Source organism: Roseicyclus salinarum (assembly GCF_029624655.1).
GTDB lineage: Bacteria > Pseudomonadota > Alphaproteobacteria > Rhodobacterales > Rhodobacteraceae > Roseibacterium > Roseibacterium salinarum.
The window spans coordinates 1-21,894 of the sequence record NZ_JARRSA010000003.1; the positions used below are offsets into that span (position 1 = coordinate 1).

Here is a 21,894-nt window from a genome sequence, read left to right on the forward strand (position 1 = left end):
CGAGGGGCTGTCGGCGGTCGGGTTCGACGCCGGCGAGATCGAGGCGATCATGGGCGGAAACTGGCTGCGCTTCTTCGAGCGCGGCTTCGGCCCCGCGGAGCAGGCGAAAAGGCACGAGAACCTGAACGACCACGCCGCGGAATGACCGGCAAACGGAAATCTGGATTGACACAACGGGGACGGCGAACATGACTGACATACCAAAGAGCTCCGAAGACGTGTCCTCCCGGCTCGGCCGGGTGGACAAACCGCTCTTCGCGATCACGGGCGGCTTCATCCTTCTGTTCTGCTGCCTTGCGCTGATCAGCATCGACACGCTGTCGGCCATGGTGGACTGGGGCTTCAATTTCGCGGCGACATACTTTGGCCTTTACTGGCAGCTGCTCCTGCTGGGCACCTTCCTGATCGGGATCGTGATCTGCTTCCTTCCGGGCGCGCGCACCGTGATGGGCGCGCTCGACAAGCCTGAATTCTCGGCCTTCCAGTGGGGCTCCATGATCATGTGCACCCTCCTCGCGGGGGGCGGGGTGTTCTGGGCCGCGGGCGAGCCGATCGCGCATTACCTCTCCACGCCGCCCCTCTTCGGCGATCTTTCCGCCGACCCCGAGGCGCAGGCCGCCGCCGCGCTGGCGCAGTCCTACCTGCACTGGGGCTTTCTTGCATGGGCCATCCTCGGGTCGCTGACGACGGTGATGCTGATGCATTACCATTACGACAAGGGCCTTCCGCTGGCCCCGAGGACGCTGCTCTACCCGCTGTTCGGGGACCGCGCGATCAACGGGCCGATCGGCCTGATCGCGGATGCGTCGTGCATCATCGCCGTGGTCGCGGGCACCGTCGGGCCCATCGGCTTCCTGGGGCTGCAGATGTCCTACGGGCTCAACACGCTGTTCGGCATCCCCGACACCTTCGCCACGCAGGCCACCATGATCCTCGCGCTTGCGGGCATCTATACGGTTTCGGCGATCACGGGCCTTTCGAAGGGCATCCAGCTTCTGTCCAAGGCGAACGTGATCCTCGCCTTCTGCCTGCTGCTGTTCATGCTGGTGGCCGGGCCGACCGGCTTCATCCTCGGCGGGTTTTTCGAAGGCATGGGCGCCTATCTCGGCAACTTCTTCGAGCTTGCGCTCTATCGCGGCGACGCGGGCATCTTCGGCGCGCCCGGCTGGCTCGGCTGGTGGACCGTGTTCTTCTGGGGCTGGTTCCTCGGATACGGCCCGCTGATGGCGATCTTCATCGCCCGGGTGAGCCGGGGCCGCTCGATCCGGTCGATCATCGTGATGCTGTCCATCCTCGCTCCGATCATCACGAACTTCTGGTTCACGATCATCGGCGGGTCGGGCATCGCGTTCGAGCAGGTCACGCCCGGCGTGATCTCGGGGCCCTTCGAGGGCTTCAACCTGCCCGCCGGCCTCCTGGCGATCACGCAGGCCATGCCGATGGGGCTGATCCTGTCGTTCTTCTTCCTCGTCCTCACGATGATCTTCGTGGCGACCACCAGCGACTCCATGAGCTACGTGATCGCGACGGCGATGTCCGACGACAATCCCTCGGTCCTGCTGAGGGCGTTCTGGGGGCTTGCCATGGCGGTCATGGCGCTCATTCTGATCTGGACCGGGGCAGGCGGCATCGGCAAGCTGCAAAGCTTCATCGTGGTCACCGCCGTGCCCGTATCGCTGGTGCTTCTGCCGTCGCTGTGGGACGCGCTGCGGATCACGCTGAAGCTCGGCAAGGGCTGAAGACGACGTCGCGGGCGGCACCCGACCGCCGCCCGCGACGGCCCGACACTCGTTGAACGCGACGCGGGAGCGTATCGATGCACACGACCACGTCCACGGATCAGGCCGCCGCCGCGGTCGAACGACGCGCCCCCGAGCAGGTGATGCGCCTTGCGCGCATGGGCTCGGCGCATCCCACGCGCCTGTCGTTCCTGCGCATCCTTTTGCGTCGCGTGCGGGCCGAGGGCTGGCGGTTCGACCGGCCCGTCTGGGAGATCGACGCCAAGGGCGTGGGCCGGGCGGTCTATCGCGCGCGCGGCCCCGAACGGACCTACAGCCTCGTGGCCTTCGCGCATGACCTGCCGGCGCACATGCGCTCGGACCGGGTGATCGCCACGGCGTGGGACGCGACCTTCGCCCTGCATGACGGAACGCCCTCGGCGGCGGACCTCGACCGGCTCGCGGCGAACGTGCCCCTTCAGGAGGCGGGCCGCGTCGAGCCGTCGGAACTTTCGCTCAGCCGGGCCAACCGCTCGGTGCGACTTTGGCGGCACGTCGTGGACCGGCTCGCCGAAGGGCTGCAGCCCGACACGGCGGAAATCGACGCGGTCGGCTACCTCATGCGCACCACGGCGGTCTACGGGTCGGGCAAGTTCGGCGCGGCGGACCGTGCCGACATCGCCGCCCGGCCCGAGCTTGCCGCGCCGTTCCAGGTCGAGATGCTGGCGGTCTGGCTGATCCGGCAGTTCACCGTCGACATGGTCGAGCACGTGGCCGCCGCGCGCGGCGGCGACCGTGCCGCGCGTCTTGCGCCAGACATCCGGCGCCGCCTCGGCGTCGGAAATTCCACCGGCCTCGGCATGGCGCCCTTCATCGTGCGCCACCCCGTTCTTCTGAACAACTGGATGATGGCGAAGGAAGAGGCGCTGGTCCGCGTCCGCGCGCTTCCCGACGCCGACCCTGACGCGCGGGCCGCCCTGCGCGCCGCGTGGGAGGCCGCGCGCGACAACGCCGCGAACTGGCGCTCGGAGCATCCGTTGCAGGTGGAGAAGCTGCGCGACCTGCGCGCGGACCTCGAGCGGATCGGGGCGAGGATCGCGGATTTCCCCGGCACCTGCGACACGCCCTGGGACGCGCTCTGGCGCTGGGGCGAGGAGACGCTGACGCTCGAGGGGCAGGAACAGCTTTTCGCGCTGATGCTGGAGCCGCACGGCGCGCTGGTGGACGGGCTTGCGCAGTGCATGGACGCCGACGAGACGGCCGGCTTCGGGCTGGATGGCGCGATGCGCTGCGCCGAGCTGCGCGGCATTCTGGAGGCCCGTTACGACTGGGCGCTCGCCATCGATTTCGCGCAGCCCTCGGCCGCCGCGCGGTTCTGGTACGTGTCTGAGGAAAAGCTGGAGCCGAGGCTGGGCGACCGGCTGAGCGACGATGGCGCCGAGCGGGAGCAGCCCTTGTGCATCGCAAGGCTCGCACGCGAACTGCACGATGCGCTGGCCGGCTGTCGCGAGACCGAGACGTTGGCCGAATTCCTCCTGCGCGCGCCGGAACACCGCTTCATGGCGCGCCGCGCGCAACTGGCCGCGCGCCACCCCTATGCCGAGGTGCGCGACAACCTGATCGCCGCCGAGATGCTTCCGATCGACATGATGCGCTGCAAGCTCGCCTTCTTCGGGGCGAGCCATTTCGACCCGCGGTCGGACAAGTGGGTGCGCATCAGCCTGTTCCAGGGGGCGCCCTATCCTCTGGAGCAGGCGGGCGCGTGCGCGTGATGGTCCGGCCCCCGTCGACAGACGGCGCCTCCGGGCCCGCCCTCCGCGCGGCTCCCGCCGATCCGCTCCTGTCGCGCAGCGAGATCGAGGCGCTTTGCGCCAAGGCCGCGCGCGGGGCCGGCATGGCGTGGGGCCTGGCCGAGGAGGCGGGCTTTGCCGCAGGCTGGCTTTCCGCGCGCGGGATCGACGGGCCGCGGGCGCTGGCCGATCACCTGCACTGGGCGCAAGGCCTGCCCTGGCACGAGATCTGCCCGGCCGTGGCAAGGGGCATGTGGACCGCGCGCGGCGACGGGATGCTCTGTCCCGTCGCGCTTGGCGCGACGCTGAGCGATTTCTGCACCCTGCCCGAGGCCGCGCTGGACGACGAGGGCCTGACGCTTGGCCCGGTCAGCCGTCCGGTGATCCTGCTGCCGTTTCTCGCCGCCGTCGCGCGGCGGCTGGGGCATCCGGTCGAGGTCTCGTGGGCCGGGGGGCGCATCGCGATCTCGCCGGCGGGCGGGATGTCGGGGGCGCTTTGCGCCATCGGGGCTGTGGACTGCGCGCTACTCACGCTCTGCCGTGGGGCGGACGCGCCCGAGCCCGCGGCGCCCGGCGCGCGCAGGGGCTGCAGCAAAGACACGCTCGACAGTCTCGGCGCGCTTGCGCTGAAGACCACGGTGCCGCCGTCCGAGACATCGCGCGCCGATGCCGGGGCGGGGACCAGCGACAACGACTGAACGGCGCGCCTGTGGCGCGGCGGTGCAATGACGGGAAGGCAGGACCGACAGGATGGAAATCGAACTCGCCCGGATCGAGGACTTGAGCGCGCGGGCGCTCGCGGCCCACGGCGCCGGGCCGTTGCAGGCCGCATCCGTGGCACGGGCCATCGCCCGCGCCGAGGAGACCGGCAACGTGATCTGCGGCCTCTACTACCTCGAAAGCTATTGCCGCCAGCTTCGGACGGGCCGCGTCGATGGACGGGCCGAGCCCGCCGTTGCGACGCCCCGTCCGGGTGCGGTCACGGTCGATGCCCGCCAAGGATTCGCCCAGCCCGCTTTCCAGTGCGGCCTTCCCGCGGCGCTGGAGGCGGCCCGGTCCTGCGGGATCGCGACGCTTGCGATCCGCCATTCGCACACCTGCACGTCGCTGGGCTTCTTCACCGAACAGATCGCGCGCGAGGGGCTGATCGGCATCGGCTTCACCAATGCCTCGGCCATCGTCGCAGGGCCGGGCGGGCGGACGCCCGTTCTCGGCACGAACCCCATCGCCTTCACGCTGCCGGGGCCCGACGGCCCCTCGATGCACGCGGATTTCTCGACCGCCGCCGTGGCGCTGGGCAAGATCACCATGGCGAAGGCGGCCGGCGAGAAGATCCCGCTGGGCTGGGCCGTGGACAGCGAGGGCAGGCCCACGACCGATCCAGAGGCCGCGCTGTCGGGCGCCCTCGTCAGCGCGGCAAGCTACAAGGGCTGGGCGCTGGGCCTGCTGGTGGAGTTCATGGCGGCCGGGCTGACCGGGTCGCGCGGATCGCGCGAGGTGAAGGGGCTGAAGCTTCCCGACGGCCCGCCGCACGGTCTCGGGCAGAGCTACATCCTGATCGATCCCGCGGTTCATGGCGGCGACCTTTCGGCCAGCATCGCCCGCGTGACCGAGGCCATGGCCGGCGATCCCGAAGTCCGCATTCCCGGCGCGCACCGCGTGCTGCAAGACCCCGTCGAGGTGGCCCCCGCGATGTGGGAGCAACTATCCGCGCTGGCCGAGGGACGGAGCTAGGCTTTCCCCCGCGACGCCGGAATGGCCGCCCGGGCCCTCAGGCCGGTCCGCTCGGGGAGGCATGGCCCCTTGCGCGGACGGCGGTCGGCGCCATCCCGAAGCGGTCGCGGAACGCGCGCGCGAAATGCGGTCCGTTGGCGAAGCCCGTCGCCAGCGCCACCTCCAGCACCGGCAGTCCGGTCTGGCCCAGAAGGTCTCGCGCCTTGTCGAGGCGCATCGCGCGGTAGAAGCGCATGATCGGCACGCCCGCCCGCTCCTCGAAGCGCCGCTGAAGGTGGCGCGCGCTCATCCCCGACAGGATCGCCAGCTGCCCGACGCTGAGCGGATCGGCGAGGTGGCTTTCCATCAGGCTGACGACCGCCATGAGGGTCGGATCGTGGATGCCGTAACGCTCGGCCGTGCCGGCCTTCTGCGGGTCACCGGCCTCGCGGATGCGGGTGTGGATGAACCAGTCCGCCACGCGCCGCGCCAGCTCGATGCCGTGATGCGCGGTGATCAGTGCGTGCATCATGTCGAGCGGGGCGGCCCCCCCGGCGCAGGTGAAGCGATCGCGGTCGATCACGAAAAGCCTGCGTTCCATGAGGTGGTCCGGCGACAGCTCGCGCAGCGCGTCGAAATGCTGCCAGTGCACCGTGAAGCGCCGCCCCGACAGAAGCCCCGCCTTCGCAAGCACCACCGCCCCGCCCGAGATCCCGCCAAGCGCGACCCCCCGCCGGTCGAGCCCGCGCAGAAAGCCCGTGGCCCGCGGGCAATGCAGGCCGAGGGGATCGCCCCCCGCGACGACGAACACCGTGTCGAAGGTGCCCGCGACGGCATTCAGCGCGACGGTGTCGAACATGCCCCCGACCGACGCTACCGCCGGGCCGCCGCCCTCCGAGAGAAAGCACATCTCGTAAAGATCGCGGCCCGCCAGAAGGTTGGCGGCGCGCAACGGCTCGACTGCCGCGGCGCAGGACATCAGCGCGTAATCCTCGAGCAGCAGGAAACCGATCCGCCGGCGCATCGTGTCGCTCCCCCTTTTGGACGCGCTGTGACGTGTCTGGCACGAAAAGGCAAGAATGCGTCACTTTCGGAACGTCATGGCGCGCCGGAACGTGGCACTGAGACCAGGACGGGCAGCAAGGGGCGTCAGATGCGCTATTCGGGGTTCAGGGTGTTTCGCGAGGCGATCACCGGGCACAAGGGCTGGCGCCCTGTCTGGCGCGATCCCCAGCCGCAGCAGGCCTACGACATCGTCATCGTCGGCGGGGGCGGGCATGGGCTTGCCACCGCGCACTACCTCGCAAGCCGGTATGGCGCGCGGCGCGTCGCGGTGCTTGAGAAGGGCTGGATCGGCGGCGGCAATGTCGGGCGCAACACCACGATCGTCCGCTCGAACTACCTGCTCGACGGCAACGAGCCGTTCTACGAGATGTCGCTGAAGCTCTGGGAAGGGCTGGAGCAGGACCTGAACTACAACGCGATGGTCAGCCAGCGCGGCGTGCTGAACCTGTGCCATACCGATGCGCAGCGCGACGCCTACCGCCTGCGCGGCAACGCCATGATGCTGCACGGCGCCGACGCCGAGCTTCTGGACGCGGCGCAGGTGCGGGCGATGTATCCGTTCCTCAACTTCGAGAACGCGCGCTTTCCGATCAAGGGCGGCCTGCTGCAGCGGCGCGGCGGCACCGTGCGCCACGACGCGGTCGCCTGGGGCTTCGCGCGGGCCGCCGACAGCCGCGGCGTGGACATCATCCAGAACTGCGAGGTGACGGGCCTGCGCATCGAGAACGGCGCCATCCGCGGACTCGAGACCACGCGCGGTTTCATCGGCGCGGGCAAGGTGGGCGTCGCGGTCGCGGGCCATTCGGGGCAGGTGATGGCGATGGCGGGCCTGCGCCTGCCGATCGAAAGCCACGTCCTGCAGGCTTTCGTCAGCGAGGGGCTGAAGCCCGTGCTGGACGGCGTGATCACTTACGGCGCGGGGCATTTCTACGTCAGCCAGTCCGACAAGGGCGGCCTCGTCTTCGGCGGCGACATCGACGGCTACAACTCGTTCGCGCAGCGCGGAAACCTGCCCACCGTCGAGGATGTCTGCGAAAGCGGCATGTCGCTGATGCCGATGATCGGGCAGGCGCGTCTGCTGCGCATGTGGGGGGGCGTGATGGACATGAGCATGGACGGCTCGCCCATCATCGACCGCACACCGGTCGAGGGCCTCTATTTCAACGGCGGCTGGTGCTACGGCGGGTTCAAGGCGACCCCGGCCTCGGGGCTGGCCTTCGCGCATCTTCTGGCGACCGACACCCCCCACGAGACCGCCGCCGCCTACCGGCTGGACCGGTTCCGCACCGGCCGGATGATCGACGAAAAGGGCATGGGCGCCACGCCCAACCTGCATTGAGCGAGACGCGCACATGATCATTCCCCATCCCGTTCTCGGCCCGCGCGACGCGCAGGAATTCACCTATCTCGGCGACGCCGCGCTGATCGACCGGCCCGACGGCATGGCCGACGGCGCGCAGGACGCGCTGTTCGATTACCTCTACCTGCGCGACAACCCCGCCGGACTGCACCGCGAGCTGTGGTTCCATGAACAGGGCGACCGGTCCTGGCTGGTGGTCACGCGCGACACCCGCACCCACGCGATCACCAAGGTGGAACTGGCGCGCGACGTGGCGCTGGCGCGGGGGCGCGGCGCATGACCTCCGGCACGCAGCCCAACCGCCTGCCCGGCGGCCGGATCGACCGCAGCCGCACGGTCGATTTCTCCTTCGACGGGCGCCGCTTCACCGGCCATCCGGGCGACACGCTGGCCTCGGCGCTGATGGCCAACGACGTCGCGCTTCTGGGGCGCAGCTTCAAGTATCACCGCCCGCGCGGGCTGATTTCGGCCGGCTCGGAAGAACCGAACGCGCTGGTGACGCTGACGCGGGGACCCTCGCGCACGCCCAACACCCGCGCCACGGTGGTGGAACTGTCCGACGGGCTGACCGCCCACAGCCAGAACGCCTGGCCGTCGCTGCGCTTCGACGCGATGGCGGTGAACGACCTTTTGTCGCCGTTCCTGACCGCGGGCTTCTACTACAAGACCTTCATGTGGCCGCGCGCCTTCTGGGAAAGGCTTTACGAGCCCGCGATCCGCCGCGCGGCAGGGTTGGGGCGGCTGGCCACCGTTCCAGACCCCGACAGCTACGACCGCGGCTTCCTTCATTGCGACCTGCTGGTCGTGGGCGCGGGTCCCGCCGGCCTGATGGCGGCGCTGACCGCGGGCCGCGCAGGCGCGCGCGTGATCCTCGCCGACGAGGATTTCGCCGCGGGCGGGCGTCTGAACGCCGAGACCTTCGCCATCGACGAAGCGCCCGCCGCCGATTGGGCCGGGGCCGCGATGGCCGAGCTTGCGAGCCTGCCGAACGTCCGGGTCATGGCGCGCACGACCGTGTTCGGCGTCTTCGACCACGGCATCTACGGCGCCCTCGAGATGGCGGCGCCCGACCGGCCCGACCACGCGCCCCGCCAGACGCTCTGGCGGCTCTACACCAAGGCCTGCGTGGTCTGCGCCGGGGCCACCGAACGGCCCATCGCCTTCCCGGACAACGACCGGCCCGGTATCCTTCTGGCGGGGGCGGCGCGCGCCTACGCCAACCGCTGGGCCGCAACCCCCGCGCAGCGGATCGCGGTCTTCACCAACAACGACGACGGCCATCGGACGGCGACGGATCTTGCCGCGCAGGGCGTAGAGGTCGCGGCCGTCATCGACACGCGCGCCGACGCGCCCGACTGCCGGGCCGCCGAGACCTTCCGGGGCGCGCAGGTCACTGGCACCGCCGGCCGCCTGCGCCTGACCGGCATCACGGTGCGCCTTGCGGACGGGTCTTCGCGGCAGATCGCCTGCGGCGCGCTGGCCGTCTCGGGCGGGTGGAACCCCAACCTGCATCTGAGCGCGCAGCAGCGCACGCGCCCGGTCTGGGACGCCGGGATCGCGGCCTTCAGGCCGGCGCCGGGCGCCGTGCCGGGGCAGGTCCTGGCGGGTGCGGCGGCGGGTACCTTCTCGACCCACGGGGCCCTGGCGGAGGGCGCAGAGGCAGCGCGCGCGGCGCTGGCCGCGCTGGGCCTCGAGGCGCCGGCGGCCCCGCTGCCGAAAGCCGAGGACGCGCCGACCCGCATCGCCGCGTTCTGGCACGTGACGGGCGCCACGGGGCGGGCCTGGCTCGATTTCCAGAACGACGTGACGGTCAAGGACGTGGCGCTCGCCCAGCAGGAGGGCTTCCGCTCGGTCGAGCATGTGAAACGCTACACCACGCTTGGGATGGCGACCGATCAGGGCCGCACCGCCAACACCAGCGCCATCGGCGTGATGGCCGCGCTGACGGGGCAGGGCGTCGCCGAGACCGGCACCACGATGTTTCGCCCGCCTTATAACCCGGTGTCCATCGGCGCCTTCGCGGGGCGCGCGCGGGACGGTGAATTCCGCCCCACCCGCCGTACGCCCACCCATGCCTGGGCCGAGGCGCAGGGCGCGACCTTCGTGGAGGCCGGCCAATGGTTGCGGGCGCAATACTTCCCTCGGGAGGGCGAAACCCATTGGCGCGAGAGCGTCGACCGCGAGGTGCGCGCCGTCCGCACGGCCGTCGGGCTTTGCGACGTGACGACGCTGGGCAAGATCGACGTGCAGGGACGCGACGCCGCCGCCTTCCTCAACCGCATCTACTGCAACGGCATGGCGAAGCTGGCGGTCGGCCGCGTGCGCTACGGCCTGATGCTGCGCGAGGACGGCATCGCGATGGATGACGGCACCGCCGCGCGGCTGGCCGAGGATCACTTCGTCGTCACCACGACCACGGCGAATGCCGGCGCGGTCTACCGGCACATGGAATTCGCCCGCCAATGCCTGTGGCCGGGGATGGACGTGCAGCTGATCTCGACCACGGACGCGTGGGCGCAGATCGCCGTCGCGGGGCCCCATGCCCGCACCCTCCTGCAGCGTGTGGTGGACGCGGGCTGCGACCTGTCGAACGAGGCGTTTCCGTTCATGGCCTGTGCGCCGGTGACGGTCTGCGGCGGGTTGCGCGCCCGGCTGTTCCGCATCTCGTTCTCGGGCGAGCTGGCTTACGAGATCGCCGTGCCCGCCCGCTACGGAGACGCGCTGATGCGCGAGATGATGGCGCAGGGCGCCGACCTCGGCGTGACACCCTACGGCACCGAGGCGCTGGGCGTTCTGCGCATCGAGAAGGGCCACGCCGCCGGCAACGAGCTTAACGGCCGCACCACCGCCGCGATGCTGGGACTGGGGCGCATGGTCTCGGCCGCCAAGGACAGCATCGGCGCGGTCCTGTCGCGCCGCGAGGGGCTGGAGGCGGACGACAGGCGCCTTGTGGGCCTCGTGCCGTTGGACGGGTCGGCCCAGATCCCCGGCGGCGCGCACGTGATCGCCGAGGGCGCGGCGCTGACCGCAGCCAACGCGCTCGGCTGGGTCAGTTCGGCGGCCTTCTCGCCGACGCTGGGCAGTCCGATCGCGCTGGCCTTCGTGTCGCGCGGACAGGACCGCGAGGGCGAGACGCTGCGCGCGGTCAGCCCGCTCGAGGGCCTCGACATCGCCGTGCGGGTGGTGTCGCCGCATTTCGTCGATCCCGAAGGAGGGCGCCTGCGTGGCTGATCATCGTCTCGAACCTCTTTGCGCGACCGGCGGCGCGCGCCCGCGCAGCGCCCGGCACGGAGCCGTCTCCGTCGCCGAGACGCCGGACCTCGCCATCGCCTCGGTCGCGGAGCGCGCGGGCGGGGCCGAGGCGCTCGACGCTCTCGCGCAGGAGCTTGCCGGCGCGCCGCCGCCCGAGCCGCGGCGCGTCACCGGCAGGCCCGGCGGCGTTCAGCTGATGTGGACCGGGCCGGGCCAGTGGTTCGCGCTCGCGCCCTTCGATACGCACGAGGACATGGCCGACCGCCTCGCGGCGCGACTGGGGGGCGCGGCGTCGGTCACGGAACAGACCGACGGATGGGTCTGCTTCGTGCTCGAGGGCGAGGGGGCGACCGCGCTGCTGGAGCGGCTCTGCCGGCTCGACCTTGCGCGAATGCAGGCGGGCATGGCCGACCGCACCGGCATCGAGCACATGAACTGCTTCGTGATCTGCGACGCGCCGGGCCGGTCCTACCGCGTGCTCGGCGCGCGTTCCTCGGCGCTGTCGCTGTGGCACGCGCTGGAGACGGTGGCGCGCGGCCTTGCCTGAGGCGCGCGGGAATGCCGGGACCGCAGGGCCCCCCGCCGATCGTCGCGCCGGCGCTTGCGCAGCCGACCCGGACATGAAAACCGGGCATGGCCGGTGGCTCAGGCCCGGCGCGGCCCGACCGCCCGACTGACGCCCCGGCACCCAGAACGCACGCCACCCGCCCCGACACCCCGACAGAAGAAGGCACCCGACCCCGTGAGCAAATTCGCACTGACCATCAAATGCCGGTCCACCCGCGGGCTGGTGGCCGCCGTCGCAGGCTTCCTCGCCGAGAAGGGCTGCAACATCACCGACAGCGCGCAGTTCGACGACCTGGAGACCGGGACCTTCTTCATGCGCGTGAGCTTCACCGCCGAGACGGGCGCGGCGCTTGCCGATCTGGAGACGGCCTTCGCCGCGGTGTCCGAGCCCTTCGGGATGGAGTACGCCTTCCACGACGAGGCGGCCCGGATGAAGGTCGTCATCATGGTTTCGCGGTTCGGACACTGCCTGAACGACCTGCTCTATCGTTGGCGGATCGGGGCGCTGCCCATCGACATCGTCGCCGTGATCTCGAACCACATGGACTACCAGAAGGTGGTCGTGAACCACGACATCCCGTTCCACTGCATCCGCGTCACGAAGGACAACAAGCCCCAGGCCGAGGCGCGGCAGATGGAGATCATCGAGGAGACGGGGGCCGAGCTGATCGTTCTGGCGCGCTACATGCAGGTCCTGTCGGACGCGATGTGCCGCAAGATGTCGGGGCGCATCATCAACATCCACCATTCCTTCCTCCCCAGCTTCAAGGGCGCGAACCCCTACAAGCAGGCCTTCGAGCGGGGGGTGAAGCTGATCGGGGCGACGTCGCACTACGTCACGAGCGACCTCGACGAGGGGCCCATCATCGAGCAGGACACCGTCCGCGTGACCCACGCCCAGAGCGCCGAGGACTATGTCAGCCTCGGGCGCGACGTGGAAAGCGCGGTTCTGGCCCGCGCGGTCCACGCCCACATCCACAACCGCACCTTCCTGAACGGCGACAAGACCGTGGTCTTTCCCGCCAGCCCCGGAAGCTACGCGAGCGAACGGATGGGCTGACGAGGGCGGCCCCCGCCGGACCGGACGCGCCCCGCGTGGCGGTGCCAGGGGGCCGCGACATGTGCGCCAGCGCGCAAGTATCGCGCCATTCGGGCGTCTTGTGCGAAAAGTCGCGATGCCTTTCTATGGGCGTGCAACATGGAGCACGCACATGAGCTGGAACCCCGCCCTCGACCCGCATTGTCCGACCGGAGACCAGGTGGACGCCATCGACACCGTCATCGTGCCCCGCGCGCGCGACCTCGGCGGCTTCGAGGTGCGCCGCGCCTTGCCCGCGCCGCGCCGCCAGATGGTCGGCCCGTTCATCTTCTTCGACCAGATGGGGCCCGCCGAATTGCTGCCCTCGCGCGGGCTGGACGTTCGGCCGCATCCCCATATCGGGCTTGCCACGATCTCCTACCTGTTCAGCGGACGGATGCATCACCGCGACAGCCTCGGCACCGACGCCTGGATCGAGCCGGGCGCGGTGAACTGGATGGTGGCGGGCCGCGGCATCACCCATTCCGAGCGGACCGACGACGCGACGCAAACGGATCCGATGCCCTTCTTCGGCATCCAGACATGGGTCGCCCTGCCCAAGGACCACGAGGACCGGGCGCCGGACTTCGCCCACGCGCCCGCCAGCGCGCTTCCGCTGCTGGAGGGCGAGGGGAAGCGGGTGAGGCTGGTTCTCGGCAATGCGTGGGGCGAGCGGGCCCCGGTGCGGACGGCGTCCGAGATGTTCTACGCCGATGCCATCCTCGAGCCGGGCGCGGCGATCCCTCTGCCCGACGACCACGAGGACCGCGGCGTCTACGTCGTCAGCGGCGAGGTCACGGTGGCGGGCGAGACCTTCGAGGCGGGACGGATGATGGTGTTCCGCCCCGCCGACCGCGTGTCCCTCAGGGCCGGGGCAGGCGGCGCGCGGGTCATGCTTCTCGGCGGCGAGACGCTGGAGGGGCCGCGCTACATCTGGTGGAACTTCGTCGCTTCCTCGAAGGAGAGGATCGAGGAGGCCCGAGAGGCGTGGCGGGCCGGCGACTGGCGGAACGGACGCTTCCAGTTGCCGCCGGGCGACAGCGACGAGTTCATTCCGCTTCCCGAGCGCTAGGCCTCGCTCGCGCCGCCTTCGGGCGGCCGGGACGTCCCGCACGCCCCGGAAATCGCCCGAATCCCCGATGTGTGGCAGGCTCGGCGGCACGGGCGCTCGAGGATCGATCCGCCGTCGGATGCTCCGCTGCCCAAGGCCTGGGAGGAGCCGACGATGAGCCTGAGACCAGATCCAACTTTCCACGCGACCCCGAAACTCGCCATGGAAGCTCCGGTCGAGACGCTGGCCTTCATGCTCATGCTCAGTCCCGACGGGTCCCGGCCGGACGGCCTTGCCGTCGTCGATGTCGATCCGAAGTCGGACACCTGTGGCCGGATCGTCCACCAGCTTTTGATGCCCGACAAGGGCGACGAGTTCCACCATTTCGGCTGGAACGCCTGTTCCCCGGCGCCCCGAGAAGGCAGAAAACCTGCCGCCGCTGCTGCAGGGCTTCGAGGCGGTGCCGCCGCTTGTCACCGACATCGACCTCAGCCTCGACGACAGGTTCCTCCATCTCGCCTGCTGGGGGCTGGGCGGGATGCATCAATACGACGTCTCGGATCCGATGACCCCTGTGCTTGCGGCCAAGGTCGAGCTCGGCGGCATCGCGCGCGGCACGGCCCATCCCAACGGCAAGCCCTTCGCCTTCGGCCCGCAGATGGTCGAGATCAGCCGCGACGGCAAGCGCGTCTACTGGACCAACTCGCTCCCGTTCACCGCGCTCCTGGTCCTCGCGCAATGGGAGCGGGAGATCCGGATCGCAGTCGCCTGCCTCGTGATCGCGCTTGGCGTCTACCTCGTCTTCAATCGCCGCCATCCGCGCTGTCTCGCCCGCGTGCCGCCCTCGAGGCTTGCGCTTTGGTCCTTTCTCGCGGCCATGGCGCATGGTCTGGGCGCTGAGCCTGATCCTCGTGGGCGGGGTGTCGCTGGCGTTCGCGGGCTGATGCGGGCTTGTGCCGGACGGCGCGAATCGGCAGCCCGCGCGCTTCGGGCGGAGGCTGCCGAACCCCGCCCGAGGCTGCCGGGATGCCGCAAAGCCCCGAATTGACCCATGTTTGCAGGGATATGGCCGTCAGCCGGTGGTTGAATCCGGTATCCAGTTCAATTGCTTTTGCCTATAATGGCGGTGCGTTCCGTCAGGTTTTGGGAGGACGACATGATACGCTCGGAGCTGATTCAGAAGCTGTCCGATGAAAATCCGCACCTCTACCAACGGGACGTCGAGCGTATCGTCAACGCGATCTTCGAGGAGATCATAGAGGCGCTCGCCGGCGGAAACCGGGTCGAGTTGCGGGGCTTCGGCGCCTTCTCGGTCAAGAAGCGCGACGCCCGCGTGGGCCGCAATCCCCGCACCGGCGAAAGCGTCGAGGTCGACGAAAAGCATGTCCCTTTCTTCAAGGCGGGCAAGCTGCTACGTGACCGTCTGAACGAACAGGACGGCTGACCGCCGCCTGCCTCTGCCGACGGCAACTTCCGGGGGGATGCGATGAAGATCATCCGCGCCATCAAGTACCTTTTCCTGATCCTCGTCGCGATCGCGCTCACGATCCTCGCGCTCGCCAACCGCGGCCCCGTGACGCTGACGCTGCTGCCGCAGGAGCTGGCGCTTTGGTCGGGCGTCGATGTCGCGATCGAGCTGCCCCTGTTCCTCGTGATCCTCGGCGGTGTCGTGACCGGCGTGCTGGTCGGCTTCGTCTGGGAATGGCTTCGCGAGCATCGCTACCGCACGGCGGCGCGCACCAACCAGCGCGAAGCCCAGAAGCTGGAGCGCGAGGTGCAGTCGCTCAAGGGTCGCCAGAACGAGGGCCGCGACGAGATCCTCGCGCTGGTCGAGGACAGCGGCACGGCCCGCTGAGGGCGCATTCGCCATGACAGTCGCCATCAAGTTCTGCGGGCTGACCCGCGCCGAGGACGTGGCCGCCGCCGCGGCCTGCGGAGCGCGTTACGTCGGCTTCGTGTTCTTCCCCAGATCGCCGCGCAACGTCTCGTTGGAGCAGGCGCGCGCGCTGGCGCTCGAAGTGCCGCCGGGTGTGGCGAAGGTCGCGCTGACGGTCGATGCCGACGACGCGCAGATGGACGCGCTGGTCGAGACGGTGCCGCTCGACATGCTGCAGCTTCACGGCGAGGAGCCGCCCGAGCGGGTGGAGGCCCTGCGGTCGCGCCACGGCCTGCCGGTGATGAAGGCGCTGGGCGTCGCGGGTCCCGGCGACCTCGCCGCCATCGACCGCTACGCCGCGGTGGCCGACCAGCTCCTGATCGACGCGAAGCCCGTGGAGGGCGCCGACCTGCCGGGCGGCAACGGGCTGTCCTTCGACTGGCGGCTCCTGGCGGGCCGGAAATACTGGACGCGGCCGTGGATGCTGGCCGGCGGCCTGACGCCCGCGAACGTGGCGGAAGCCGTCCGGCTGACCGGCGCGCGGCAGGTCGACGTCTCCTCGGGCGTCGAGGCGGCGCGCGGCGTCAAGGACGCCGATCTCATGGCCGCTTTCGCCCGCGCGCTGCGCGACGGCTGACGCCGGCCCGAGCGGAAAGGGGAACCTTCCCCCCGCCTCGCTTCGTTGTGCCCGCAAGCGCACAGCAAAGGGAGAAGCCCATGATCCGCATCACCGCCTGCGCAGCCGCCGCCCTGCTTGCCGCGCCAGCCGCGCTTGCCCAGGACACGCAACCTGCCATCGGCGAGGCGCGTCACCAGGACGGCGGGATCGTCCTCGACAACGTCGTGGCCGAGACGCCCGGCTATATCGTCGTGACCGAGGACACCCCCGAAGGCGCGCCTGCAAGCGCGCCGGTCGCCATTGCCGAGGTCCCCGCAGGCGAGACCCGGGACGTGATCGTTCGCGGCGATTTCATGCCGGGCGGCCGTTACATTGTCATGCTCTACGAGGAAACCGGCGAGGAGGGGTTCCAGTACCGCGAGGGCATCGCGGATCTTCCCGTCTCGCGCGAGGGGGAGCACGTCCTGACCACGTTCGAGATGATGATGGAGGCGGGCGAGACCGGCAGCGACGGCTGATCCGCGACCGATCCGCCCGATCGCGCCCCCTGAGGGCCGCCCGTCCCCACGGCGGCCCTTTTTGCGTTGGCCCCCGCCCGGCGGGCGCGCTAGAACCACCGCAACACGCCAAATGGGAGCAGGCGCGATGCCCGACGACATCCTCAACAGCTTCATGACCGGCCCGGACGAAAAGGGGCGCTTCGGCGATTTCGGTGGGCGGTTCGTGTCGGAGACCCTCATGCCGCTGATCCTCGAGCTCGAGGCGCAGTACGAGAACGCCAAGACCGACCAGAGCTTCTGGGACGAGATGAACGATCTCTGGACGCATTACGTCGGCCGCCCCTCGCCGCTCTATTTCGCCGAGCGGCTGACCGAGCGCCTGGGCGGCGCGAAGATCTACTTCAAGCGCGACGAGCTGAACCACACCGGCGCGCACAAGATCAACAACGTCCTTGGCCAGATCATCCTCGCCCGCCGCATGGGCAAGACCCGGATCATCGCCGAGACTGGCGCGGGCCAGCATGGCGTGGCGACGGCGACGGTCTGCGCGAAGTTCGGGCTGAAGTGCATCGTCTACATGGGCGCGACCGACGTGGAGCGGCAGGCGCCGAACGTGTTCAGGATGAAGCTTCTGGGCGCCGAGGTGGTGCCGGTGACGAGCGGGCGCGGCACGCTCAAGGACGCCATGAACGACGCGCTGCGGGACTGGGTGACGAACGTGCGCGACACGTTCTACTGCATCGGCACCGTGGCCGGCCCGCATCCCTACCCGGCGATGGTCCGCGACTTCCAGTCGATCATCGGCAAGGAGACGAAGGAGCAGATGATGGCCGCCGAGGGCCGGCTGCCCGACACGCTCATCGCCGCGATCGGCGGCGGGTCGAACGCGATGGGCCTGTTCTATCCCTTCCTCGACGACAAGGAGGTGGCGATCATCGGCGTCGAGGCCGGCGGCCACGGCGTCAACGAGAAGATGGAGCATTGCGCCTCGTTGACCGGCGGGCGTCCGGGCGTCCTGCACGGCAACCGGACGTACCTGCTGCAGGACGAGGACGGGCAGATCCTCGAGGGGCATTCGATCTCGGCGGGCCTCGACTATCCGGGCATCGGGCCGGAACACGCGTGGCTCCACGATATCGGTCGTGCGCAATACGTCTCGATCACGGATGCCGAGGCGCTCGCGGCGTTCCAGCTGTCGTGCGAGACGGAGGGGATCATTCCCGCGCTGGAGCCGTCCCACGCGCTGGCGCACGTTACCAAGATCGCGCCCGACCTTCCGTCCGATCACCTGCTGGTGATGAACATGTGCGGCCGGGGCGACAAGGACATTTTCACGGTCGCGCGTGCGCTGGGATGGGACATGACGGGCTGAGCGCCCCCCCTAGTCCTTTGGTTTATCGCCGTCGAGCTTGCGTTTATGGTTTGCGGTCTAAACTCCGTGCCAATGTAGCAGCCGTGTCCGGCAGGGCAGGACCTTGCCGATGGCTGCCGCCGGTCGGGCGGCGTCGACGACGAAACGCAAGCCCCACGGAGCATGTTCATGCGAAAGACAAGACTTCTCACGTCCTCCGCCCTCGCGATCGCGGTGGTCGCCTCGGCCGCTTCCGCGCAATCGCAGGAGGTCATCGACCGCATCGTCGACGAACTCGTGGCGGACGGCTATGTCCGCATCGAGATCGACATCGAGCGTGACGGCACCTTCGAGGTCGAGGCCTATGGCGGCGGCCGCGAGGGCGACTTCTACTACGACGGGCAGGGCAATCTGCTGCGCTCGGAAGTGGAGGACGACGACGCCTACGGGCCCGGCTATACCGGCGAAGATCCCGACGACGACGATGATGATGATGACGACGATCGCGACGACGATGATGACGACGACGATCGCGACGACGACGATGATGACGACGATGATGATGACGACGACGACCGCGGCGACGATGACCGTGGCGGCGACGACGATGATGATGATGATGACGACGACGACTGAGGCGCCGCAAGGTGGTCTCGCGATCTGATGATCTGCCCCGCCGGCCAGTGTCCGGCGGGGTTCTGCGAGGGGTGACCGCGGGCATGGGCATGAACCGGCGCGCTTTCCTGATCGGCGTTTCCGCCGCCGTCCTCGCCGCGGGCCCCGCCGCGGCGCAGGAGGACCGTGCCACGCGGTCCGTCGTCCGTCAGTTGCGGCAGCAGGGGTTCGAGGTGACGATGGTGCGCCGGACGCTTCTTGGCCGGGTTCGCGTCCTGTCCCGCCGCGGCGATCTCGACCGGGAGATCGTGCTCGATCCCCGCAACGGCACGATCCTGCGCGACTACACCACGGACCGAAGCGGAGATCCCTCGATCGGGCCGTCGCCGGGAGACGACAGCGACGAGGACGACCGCATGTCGGGCCGCGATGACGACGGTCGCGACGACGACGACGACGATGATGATGACGACGACGATGACGACCGCGGCGGCGATGACGACGATGACGACGATGATGGTGGCGATGACGATGACGACTGATCCGGCCGGTCCCGGGCAGGGGGAATGCTGAACCAGCCCTGGATATTCGGGGCGATCCTCGTCGTGCAGTCGCTTTGCGGCTTCTTCTTCGTGTCCGACATCCTGCTGACGGTCGTGGGCGCGCCCATTGGCCCGATCCCGTGGGCCTACCGGGAGGTCATGGAGCTTGCCGCCGCGATCGGCCTCATCCTCGGCGTCGTTCTGGGTGCGCTTCTGCTCAGGGCGTCCCTGCGCAGGACCCGCTCGATGGAGCGCTCGCTGCGGGCGGCGTCGGGCGCGTTCATGGAGATCGTCGAGGAACGGTTCGCTGAATGGACTCTGACCCCGGCCGAGCGCGATGTCGCGCTTTTCGCGCTCAAGGGCATGTCCATCGCCGAAATCGCGAGCCTGCGGCAGACATCGCAGGGCACGGTCAAGGCGCAGACGAACGCGATCTACCGCAAGGCCGGCGTGACGGGCCGGCCGCAGCTTCTGTCGCTTTTCGTGGACGAACTTCTCGATGGCACGCCCGCGCCGCAGGCGCCCGCCGCGGTTCCCGTCGGGCGCGGCGCGGCGCCCGAGCCTCAGGACCCGTCGAGCGCGTAGGCCTCCAGCACCTCCAGAGGAACGACGTCGAGCGTGCGCTCGTGCGTGGCCGGCAGGTTCACGCGGGGCGCGACGCCCTCGTGATGCGCCTGCAGAAAGCGCGAGGCGCACAGGCACCACTGGTCGCCGGGCTTCAGGCCGTTGAAGGAGGATTCGGGCCGCGGCGTCGACAGGTCGTTGCCGACGTATTTCGAGAAGGCGAGGAATTCCTCGGTCATCACTGCGCAGACGGTATGAATGCCGCGGTCCTCCACACAGGTCTCGCAGCTTCCGGTTCGGAAGAAGCCGGTCATGGGATCGCGCGAACAGCTTTGCAGTGCCTGGCCCATAACGTTGATGGATGCATCCATCTCGAATGGCATGAGAACTTCCCCCGTTCGTACTTTACAGATGCGGAAGGCTAACAGCCCTGTCGTTAAGCGCAAATGTTAACCGCACCAATCGACCCAGCGGCCGTGAAAATCCGCACGCGCGAGCATCTGGGGCGCGGGCGCCTGTGGCCAGAGACGGACGCGCAACGCCGCCCCGTCACGGCGGCCGTCGCTTTCGAAGGCGACATGGGCGAGGGGCGATGCGGGGGTGGCGTCCCGGCCCGCCGCCTCCAGTGCGGCGGTGCAGGCGGTCTGGGTGTCGTGCGGGAAATACTGCCACGCGATGGTGCTGAAGACGACGTGAAGCCGCCCCGCCGCGCGGGATTTCAGCCGCGCGGCGAGCCAGCCGGCGGCGTCGCCCGCGTCGGGGCGCGTGGAGGCCAGCGCGATGGCGCCGCGCGTCAGCGTCATGCGCTCGGGCTGGTCGGGCCACAGGAACGACAGAAGCCTGAGCGCGTCCGCGGCATCCGCCGGGTCGAGCGGGTTCAGGTCGACGCCCGCGCGCTCCCCGACGGTGACGGGCCGGGGCGGCGGCGGCGCGCCGCGCCATTCGGGGCGCAGCGTGACCGGCGACCCCTCGGGCCCGGCGAGGCCGTGAGGCGTGACGATGGCGAAGCGGTCGAGCGACAGGTTCAGCCCCGCGCTTGCGCCAAGCTCGCCGAGCTCGATGGGCATCGCGCCGGTCCGCTCCAGAAGCCACCAGAGAGCGGGAAGAAGAACGCAGGCGCGCCGCACCTCGTTGGTCTGGGGCGCCTGGTCGAGCCATGTGCCGATGCGCCCCGCGTGCCGGCCGAGCGCGCCGTGCACGGCCCGCCAGAGCGTGTCGTCGTCGACCTCGGCGGGCGGGTAGGCGGCGGCGAGTTCGGCATCCACCCCCTCGAGCACCAGCGCATGAAGCGCGCCCGCTAGCCTGAGGGGAACCGACTGTCCCGCCGGCCCGACATCGCCCTCCCAGCCAAGGATGCGCGCGCCGGGCGCGGTATCGGGCGTCAGCCGCTCCGCCACGAGCGGCATCAGCCTGCCCATGAAGGGCGAGCCCAGCAGCGCGCAGCTTTTTCCCTGGCTGTGGAAGGCCGATCTGACGCGGCCTTCGGTTCCGGTCACCGGAACTTGTCCATGAGTTTCTGGATGGGCGATTTCGCCTCCGCGCCGGCCGGCGTCCCGTCGTCGGCCGGCGCGGGCTTTCCGGACGGCTTCGGGTCCGGTTTCGCGCCCTCGTTGCGCGCGGGCGCGGTGCGCCGCGCGACCGCGTTCAGGAACTTCGCGCCGTCCCCCGCCGCCAGGTCCGGCGCGCCGTCCGACACGCCGCGCAGCACGTCGTCGAGCCAGTCGCCGTCGGCCTTCGCGAAATCCGACAGGACGTAGCCCGCGACCCGGTCCTTGTGGCCGGGATGCCCGATGCCGAGGCGCACCCGCGCGTAGTCGGACCCGCAATGCTGATGGATCGAGCGCAGCCCGTTGTGGCCGGCATGGCCGCCGCCCTGCTTCAGCCGAACCTTGCCGGGTGCCAGGTCCAACTCGTCGTGGAACACGGTGAGATCGTCCGGCGTCAGCTTGTAGAAGCGCAGCGCCTCGCCGACCGACTGGCCGGACAGGTTCATGAAGGTCTCCGGTCGCAGGAGCAGGACCTTCTCTCCGCCCAGAACCCCCTCGCTCACGGAGCCCTGGAACTTCGACCGCCACGGCGCGAAGCCGTGATCCCCGGCGATGCGCTCCACCGCCATCCAGCCGATGTTGTGACGGTTGCCCGCGTATTTCGCGCCCGGATTGCCGAGGCCGACCCAGAGTTTCATGTCATGTCCTTCGTTGCGGGGCGTGATGCCAGCACGGGCGGCGTTTGC

At 69.8% G+C, this 21,894-nt stretch carries 23 protein-coding genes and 1 pseudogene; 20 read left to right on the forward strand and 4 right to left on the reverse strand.

From position 1 onward, the window contains the following. Window positions 1-188 precede the first annotated feature (188 nt). The 4 genes from P6F26_RS02420 to P6F26_RS02435 all read left to right on the forward strand — a co-directional run bounded on the left by P6F26_RS02420 (window position 189) and on the right by P6F26_RS02435 (window position 5,242). On the forward strand, window positions 189-1,739 hold the full coding sequence (locus P6F26_RS02420) for a BCCT family transporter (RefSeq protein WP_278027050.1): 1,551 nt from the start codon (window positions 189-191) through the stop codon (window positions 1,737-1,739). Between the two features lie 77 nt (window positions 1,740-1,816). Beyond that, on the forward strand, window positions 1,817-3,490 hold the full coding sequence (locus P6F26_RS02425) for a hypothetical protein (protein WP_278027051.1): 1,674 nt from the start codon (window positions 1,817-1,819) through the stop codon (window positions 3,488-3,490). Beyond that, a complete protein-coding gene (locus tag P6F26_RS02430) occupies window positions 3,490-4,206 on the forward strand; it encodes a DUF3726 domain-containing protein (RefSeq protein WP_278027052.1) in 717 nt (238 codons plus the stop codon). Before P6F26_RS02425 ends, P6F26_RS02430 begins: the two co-directional genes overlap by 1 nt. A gap of 52 nt (window positions 4,207-4,258) precedes the next feature. Then, window positions 4,259-5,242, forward strand: a complete 984-nt coding sequence (locus P6F26_RS02435) for an Ldh family oxidoreductase (protein ID WP_278027053.1) — start codon at window positions 4,259-4,261, stop codon at window positions 5,240-5,242. 37 nt (window positions 5,243-5,279) lie between these two features. Here the strand turns inward: P6F26_RS02435 and P6F26_RS02440 are convergent, their stop codons facing one another. Further along, window positions 5,280-6,245 carry a GlxA family transcriptional regulator gene (locus P6F26_RS02440; RefSeq protein ID WP_278027054.1) on the reverse strand — a complete coding sequence of 322 codons (966 nt, stop codon included), beginning with the start codon at window positions 6,243-6,245 and terminating at the stop codon, window positions 5,280-5,282. Window positions 6,246-6,374: 129 nt separating this feature from the next. On the opposite strand from P6F26_RS02440, the gene P6F26_RS02445 reads away from it, so the two are divergent. From P6F26_RS02445 to P6F26_RS02520, 16 genes and pseudogenes are all read left to right on the forward strand, one after another. Beyond that, a complete protein-coding gene (locus P6F26_RS02445) occupies window positions 6,375-7,625 on the forward strand; it encodes a sarcosine oxidase subunit beta family protein (RefSeq protein WP_278027055.1) in 1,251 nt (416 codons plus the stop codon). 13 nt (window positions 7,626-7,638) lie between these two features. Next, entirely contained in the window at window positions 7,639-7,926 is a 288-nt protein-coding gene (locus P6F26_RS02450; RefSeq protein WP_278027056.1) for a sarcosine oxidase subunit delta, read from the forward strand. Then, window positions 7,923-10,877, forward strand: coding sequence for a sarcosine oxidase subunit alpha family protein (locus tag P6F26_RS02455; RefSeq protein ID WP_278027057.1), 2,955 nt, complete (start codon window positions 7,923-7,925; stop codon window positions 10,875-10,877). Before P6F26_RS02450 ends, P6F26_RS02455 begins: the two co-directional genes overlap by 4 nt. Next, a complete protein-coding gene (locus P6F26_RS02460; RefSeq protein WP_278027058.1) occupies window positions 10,870-11,445 on the forward strand; it encodes a sarcosine oxidase subunit gamma in 576 nt (191 codons plus the stop codon). Before P6F26_RS02455 ends, P6F26_RS02460 begins: the two co-directional genes overlap by 8 nt. 195 nt (window positions 11,446-11,640) lie before the next feature. Further along, a complete protein-coding gene (gene purU / locus P6F26_RS02465; RefSeq protein ID WP_278027059.1) occupies window positions 11,641-12,525 on the forward strand; it encodes a formyltetrahydrofolate deformylase in 885 nt (294 codons plus the stop codon). Between the two features lie 151 nt (window positions 12,526-12,676). Continuing rightward, window positions 12,677-13,615 (forward strand): pirin family protein, encoded by a 939-nt coding sequence (locus tag P6F26_RS02470; protein ID WP_278027060.1) that lies wholly within the window; start codon window positions 12,677-12,679, stop codon window positions 13,613-13,615. Window positions 13,616-13,768: 153 nt separating this feature from the next. Continuing rightward, a pseudogene (locus tag P6F26_RS02475) lies at window positions 13,769-13,982 on the forward strand (selenium-binding protein SBP56-related protein); the annotation flags it as partial. Window positions 13,983-14,054: 72 nt separating this feature from the next. Further along, the gene (locus tag P6F26_RS02480; RefSeq protein WP_278027061.1) at window positions 14,055-14,642 is read left to right on the forward strand and encodes a selenium-binding protein SBP56-related protein; all 588 of its coding nucleotides are present in this window, start codon (window positions 14,055-14,057) and stop codon (window positions 14,640-14,642) included. A 108-nt stretch (window positions 14,643-14,750) separates the two neighbouring features. After that, window positions 14,751-15,038 carry an integration host factor subunit beta gene (ihfB, locus tag P6F26_RS02485; RefSeq protein ID WP_278027062.1) on the forward strand — a complete coding sequence of 96 codons (288 nt, stop codon included), beginning with the start codon at window positions 14,751-14,753 and terminating at the stop codon, window positions 15,036-15,038. A gap of 42 nt (window positions 15,039-15,080) precedes the next feature. Beyond that, window positions 15,081-15,449, forward strand: coding sequence for a lipopolysaccharide assembly protein LapA domain-containing protein (locus P6F26_RS02490; RefSeq protein WP_347403028.1), 369 nt, complete (start codon window positions 15,081-15,083; stop codon window positions 15,447-15,449). A gap of 13 nt (window positions 15,450-15,462) precedes the next feature. After that, the gene (locus P6F26_RS02495) at window positions 15,463-16,107 is read left to right on the forward strand and encodes a phosphoribosylanthranilate isomerase (RefSeq protein ID WP_278027063.1); all 645 of its coding nucleotides are present in this window, start codon (window positions 15,463-15,465) and stop codon (window positions 16,105-16,107) included. Window positions 16,108-16,187: 80 nt separating this feature from the next. Further along, a complete protein-coding gene (locus tag P6F26_RS02500) occupies window positions 16,188-16,607 on the forward strand; it encodes a DUF7282 domain-containing protein (protein WP_278027064.1) in 420 nt (139 codons plus the stop codon). Window positions 16,608-16,734: 127 nt separating this feature from the next. Further along, window positions 16,735-17,961, forward strand: coding sequence for a tryptophan synthase subunit beta (trpB, locus tag P6F26_RS02505; protein WP_278027065.1), 1,227 nt, complete (start codon window positions 16,735-16,737; stop codon window positions 17,959-17,961). A 168-nt stretch (window positions 17,962-18,129) separates the two neighbouring features. Continuing rightward, window positions 18,130-18,576: a hypothetical protein gene (locus P6F26_RS02510; protein WP_278027066.1), complete on the forward strand. Its 447-nt coding sequence runs from the start codon at window positions 18,130-18,132 to the stop codon at window positions 18,574-18,576. An 89-nt stretch (window positions 18,577-18,665) separates the two neighbouring features. Continuing rightward, complete coding sequence (locus P6F26_RS02515; RefSeq protein ID WP_278027067.1) at window positions 18,666-19,097, forward strand: hypothetical protein; 432 nt, start codon at window positions 18,666-18,668, stop codon at window positions 19,095-19,097. 24 nt (window positions 19,098-19,121) lie between these two features. Next, window positions 19,122-19,682, forward strand: a complete 561-nt coding sequence (locus P6F26_RS02520; protein ID WP_278027068.1) for a helix-turn-helix transcriptional regulator — start codon at window positions 19,122-19,124, stop codon at window positions 19,680-19,682. Here P6F26_RS02520 and P6F26_RS02525 read toward each other — a convergent pair. The 3 genes from P6F26_RS02525 to pth form a co-directional block, all read right to left on the reverse strand. Further along, the gene (locus tag P6F26_RS02525) at window positions 19,661-20,044 is read right to left on the reverse strand and encodes a DUF2237 family protein (protein ID WP_278027069.1); all 384 of its coding nucleotides are present in this window, start codon (window positions 20,042-20,044) and stop codon (window positions 19,661-19,663) included. The two genes, P6F26_RS02520 and P6F26_RS02525, sit on opposite strands and share 22 nt — an antisense overlap. A gap of 66 nt (window positions 20,045-20,110) precedes the next feature. Further along, window positions 20,111-21,157, reverse strand: a complete 1,047-nt coding sequence (locus P6F26_RS02530; protein WP_278027070.1) for a DUF2332 domain-containing protein — start codon at window positions 21,155-21,157, stop codon at window positions 20,111-20,113. Continuing rightward, window positions 21,154-21,846 (reverse strand): aminoacyl-tRNA hydrolase, encoded by a 693-nt coding sequence (gene pth / locus P6F26_RS02535; RefSeq protein WP_278027071.1) that lies wholly within the window; start codon window positions 21,844-21,846, stop codon window positions 21,154-21,156. The genes P6F26_RS02530 and pth overlap by 4 nt, the downstream gene beginning before the upstream one ends. Between the last annotated feature and the right edge of the window lie 48 nt (window positions 21,847-21,894).

What these genes read in the sequence shown, in the direction of transcription:
- P6F26_RS02420 (WP_278027050.1), top strand. Translation starts at nt 189, where the DNA reads ATGACTGACATACCAAAGAGCTCCGAAGACGTGTCCTCCCGGCTCGGC.
- P6F26_RS02525 (WP_278027069.1), bottom strand. Translation starts at nt 20,044, where the DNA reads ATGCCATTCGAGATGGATGCATCCATCAACGTTATGGGCCAGGCACTG.
- trpB (WP_278027065.1), top strand. Translation starts at nt 16,735, where the DNA reads ATGCCCGACGACATCCTCAACAGCTTCATGACCGGCCCGGACGAAAAG.
- ihfB (WP_278027062.1), top strand. Translation starts at nt 14,751, where the DNA reads ATGATACGCTCGGAGCTGATTCAGAAGCTGTCCGATGAAAATCCGCAC.
- P6F26_RS02425 (WP_278027051.1), top strand. Translation starts at nt 1,817, where the DNA reads ATGCACACGACCACGTCCACGGATCAGGCCGCCGCCGCGGTCGAACGA.
- P6F26_RS02470 (WP_278027060.1), top strand. Translation starts at nt 12,677, where the DNA reads ATGAGCTGGAACCCCGCCCTCGACCCGCATTGTCCGACCGGAGACCAG.
- P6F26_RS02450 (WP_278027056.1), top strand. Translation starts at nt 7,639, where the DNA reads ATGATCATTCCCCATCCCGTTCTCGGCCCGCGCGACGCGCAGGAATTC.
- P6F26_RS02430 (WP_278027052.1), top strand. Translation starts at nt 3,490, where the DNA reads ATGGTCCGGCCCCCGTCGACAGACGGCGCCTCCGGGCCCGCCCTCCGC.
- P6F26_RS02455 (WP_278027057.1), top strand. Translation starts at nt 7,923, where the DNA reads ATGACCTCCGGCACGCAGCCCAACCGCCTGCCCGGCGGCCGGATCGAC.
- P6F26_RS02500 (WP_278027064.1), top strand. Translation starts at nt 16,188, where the DNA reads ATGATCCGCATCACCGCCTGCGCAGCCGCCGCCCTGCTTGCCGCGCCA.
- P6F26_RS02510 (WP_278027066.1), top strand. Translation starts at nt 18,130, where the DNA reads ATGCGAAAGACAAGACTTCTCACGTCCTCCGCCCTCGCGATCGCGGTG.
- P6F26_RS02440 (WP_278027054.1), bottom strand. Translation starts at nt 6,245, where the DNA reads ATGCGCCGGCGGATCGGTTTCCTGCTGCTCGAGGATTACGCGCTGATG.
- pth (WP_278027071.1), bottom strand. Translation starts at nt 21,846, where the DNA reads ATGAAACTCTGGGTCGGCCTCGGCAATCCGGGCGCGAAATACGCGGGC.
- P6F26_RS02495 (WP_278027063.1), top strand. Translation starts at nt 15,463, where the DNA reads ATGACAGTCGCCATCAAGTTCTGCGGGCTGACCCGCGCCGAGGACGTG.
- P6F26_RS02515 (WP_278027067.1), top strand. Translation starts at nt 18,666, where the DNA reads ATGAACCGGCGCGCTTTCCTGATCGGCGTTTCCGCCGCCGTCCTCGCC.
- P6F26_RS02435 (WP_278027053.1), top strand. Translation starts at nt 4,259, where the DNA reads ATGGAAATCGAACTCGCCCGGATCGAGGACTTGAGCGCGCGGGCGCTC.
- P6F26_RS02490 (WP_347403028.1), top strand. Translation starts at nt 15,081, where the DNA reads ATGAAGATCATCCGCGCCATCAAGTACCTTTTCCTGATCCTCGTCGCG.
- P6F26_RS02445 (WP_278027055.1), top strand. Translation starts at nt 6,375, where the DNA reads ATGCGCTATTCGGGGTTCAGGGTGTTTCGCGAGGCGATCACCGGGCAC.
- P6F26_RS02520 (WP_278027068.1), top strand. Translation starts at nt 19,122, where the DNA reads ATGCTGAACCAGCCCTGGATATTCGGGGCGATCCTCGTCGTGCAGTCG.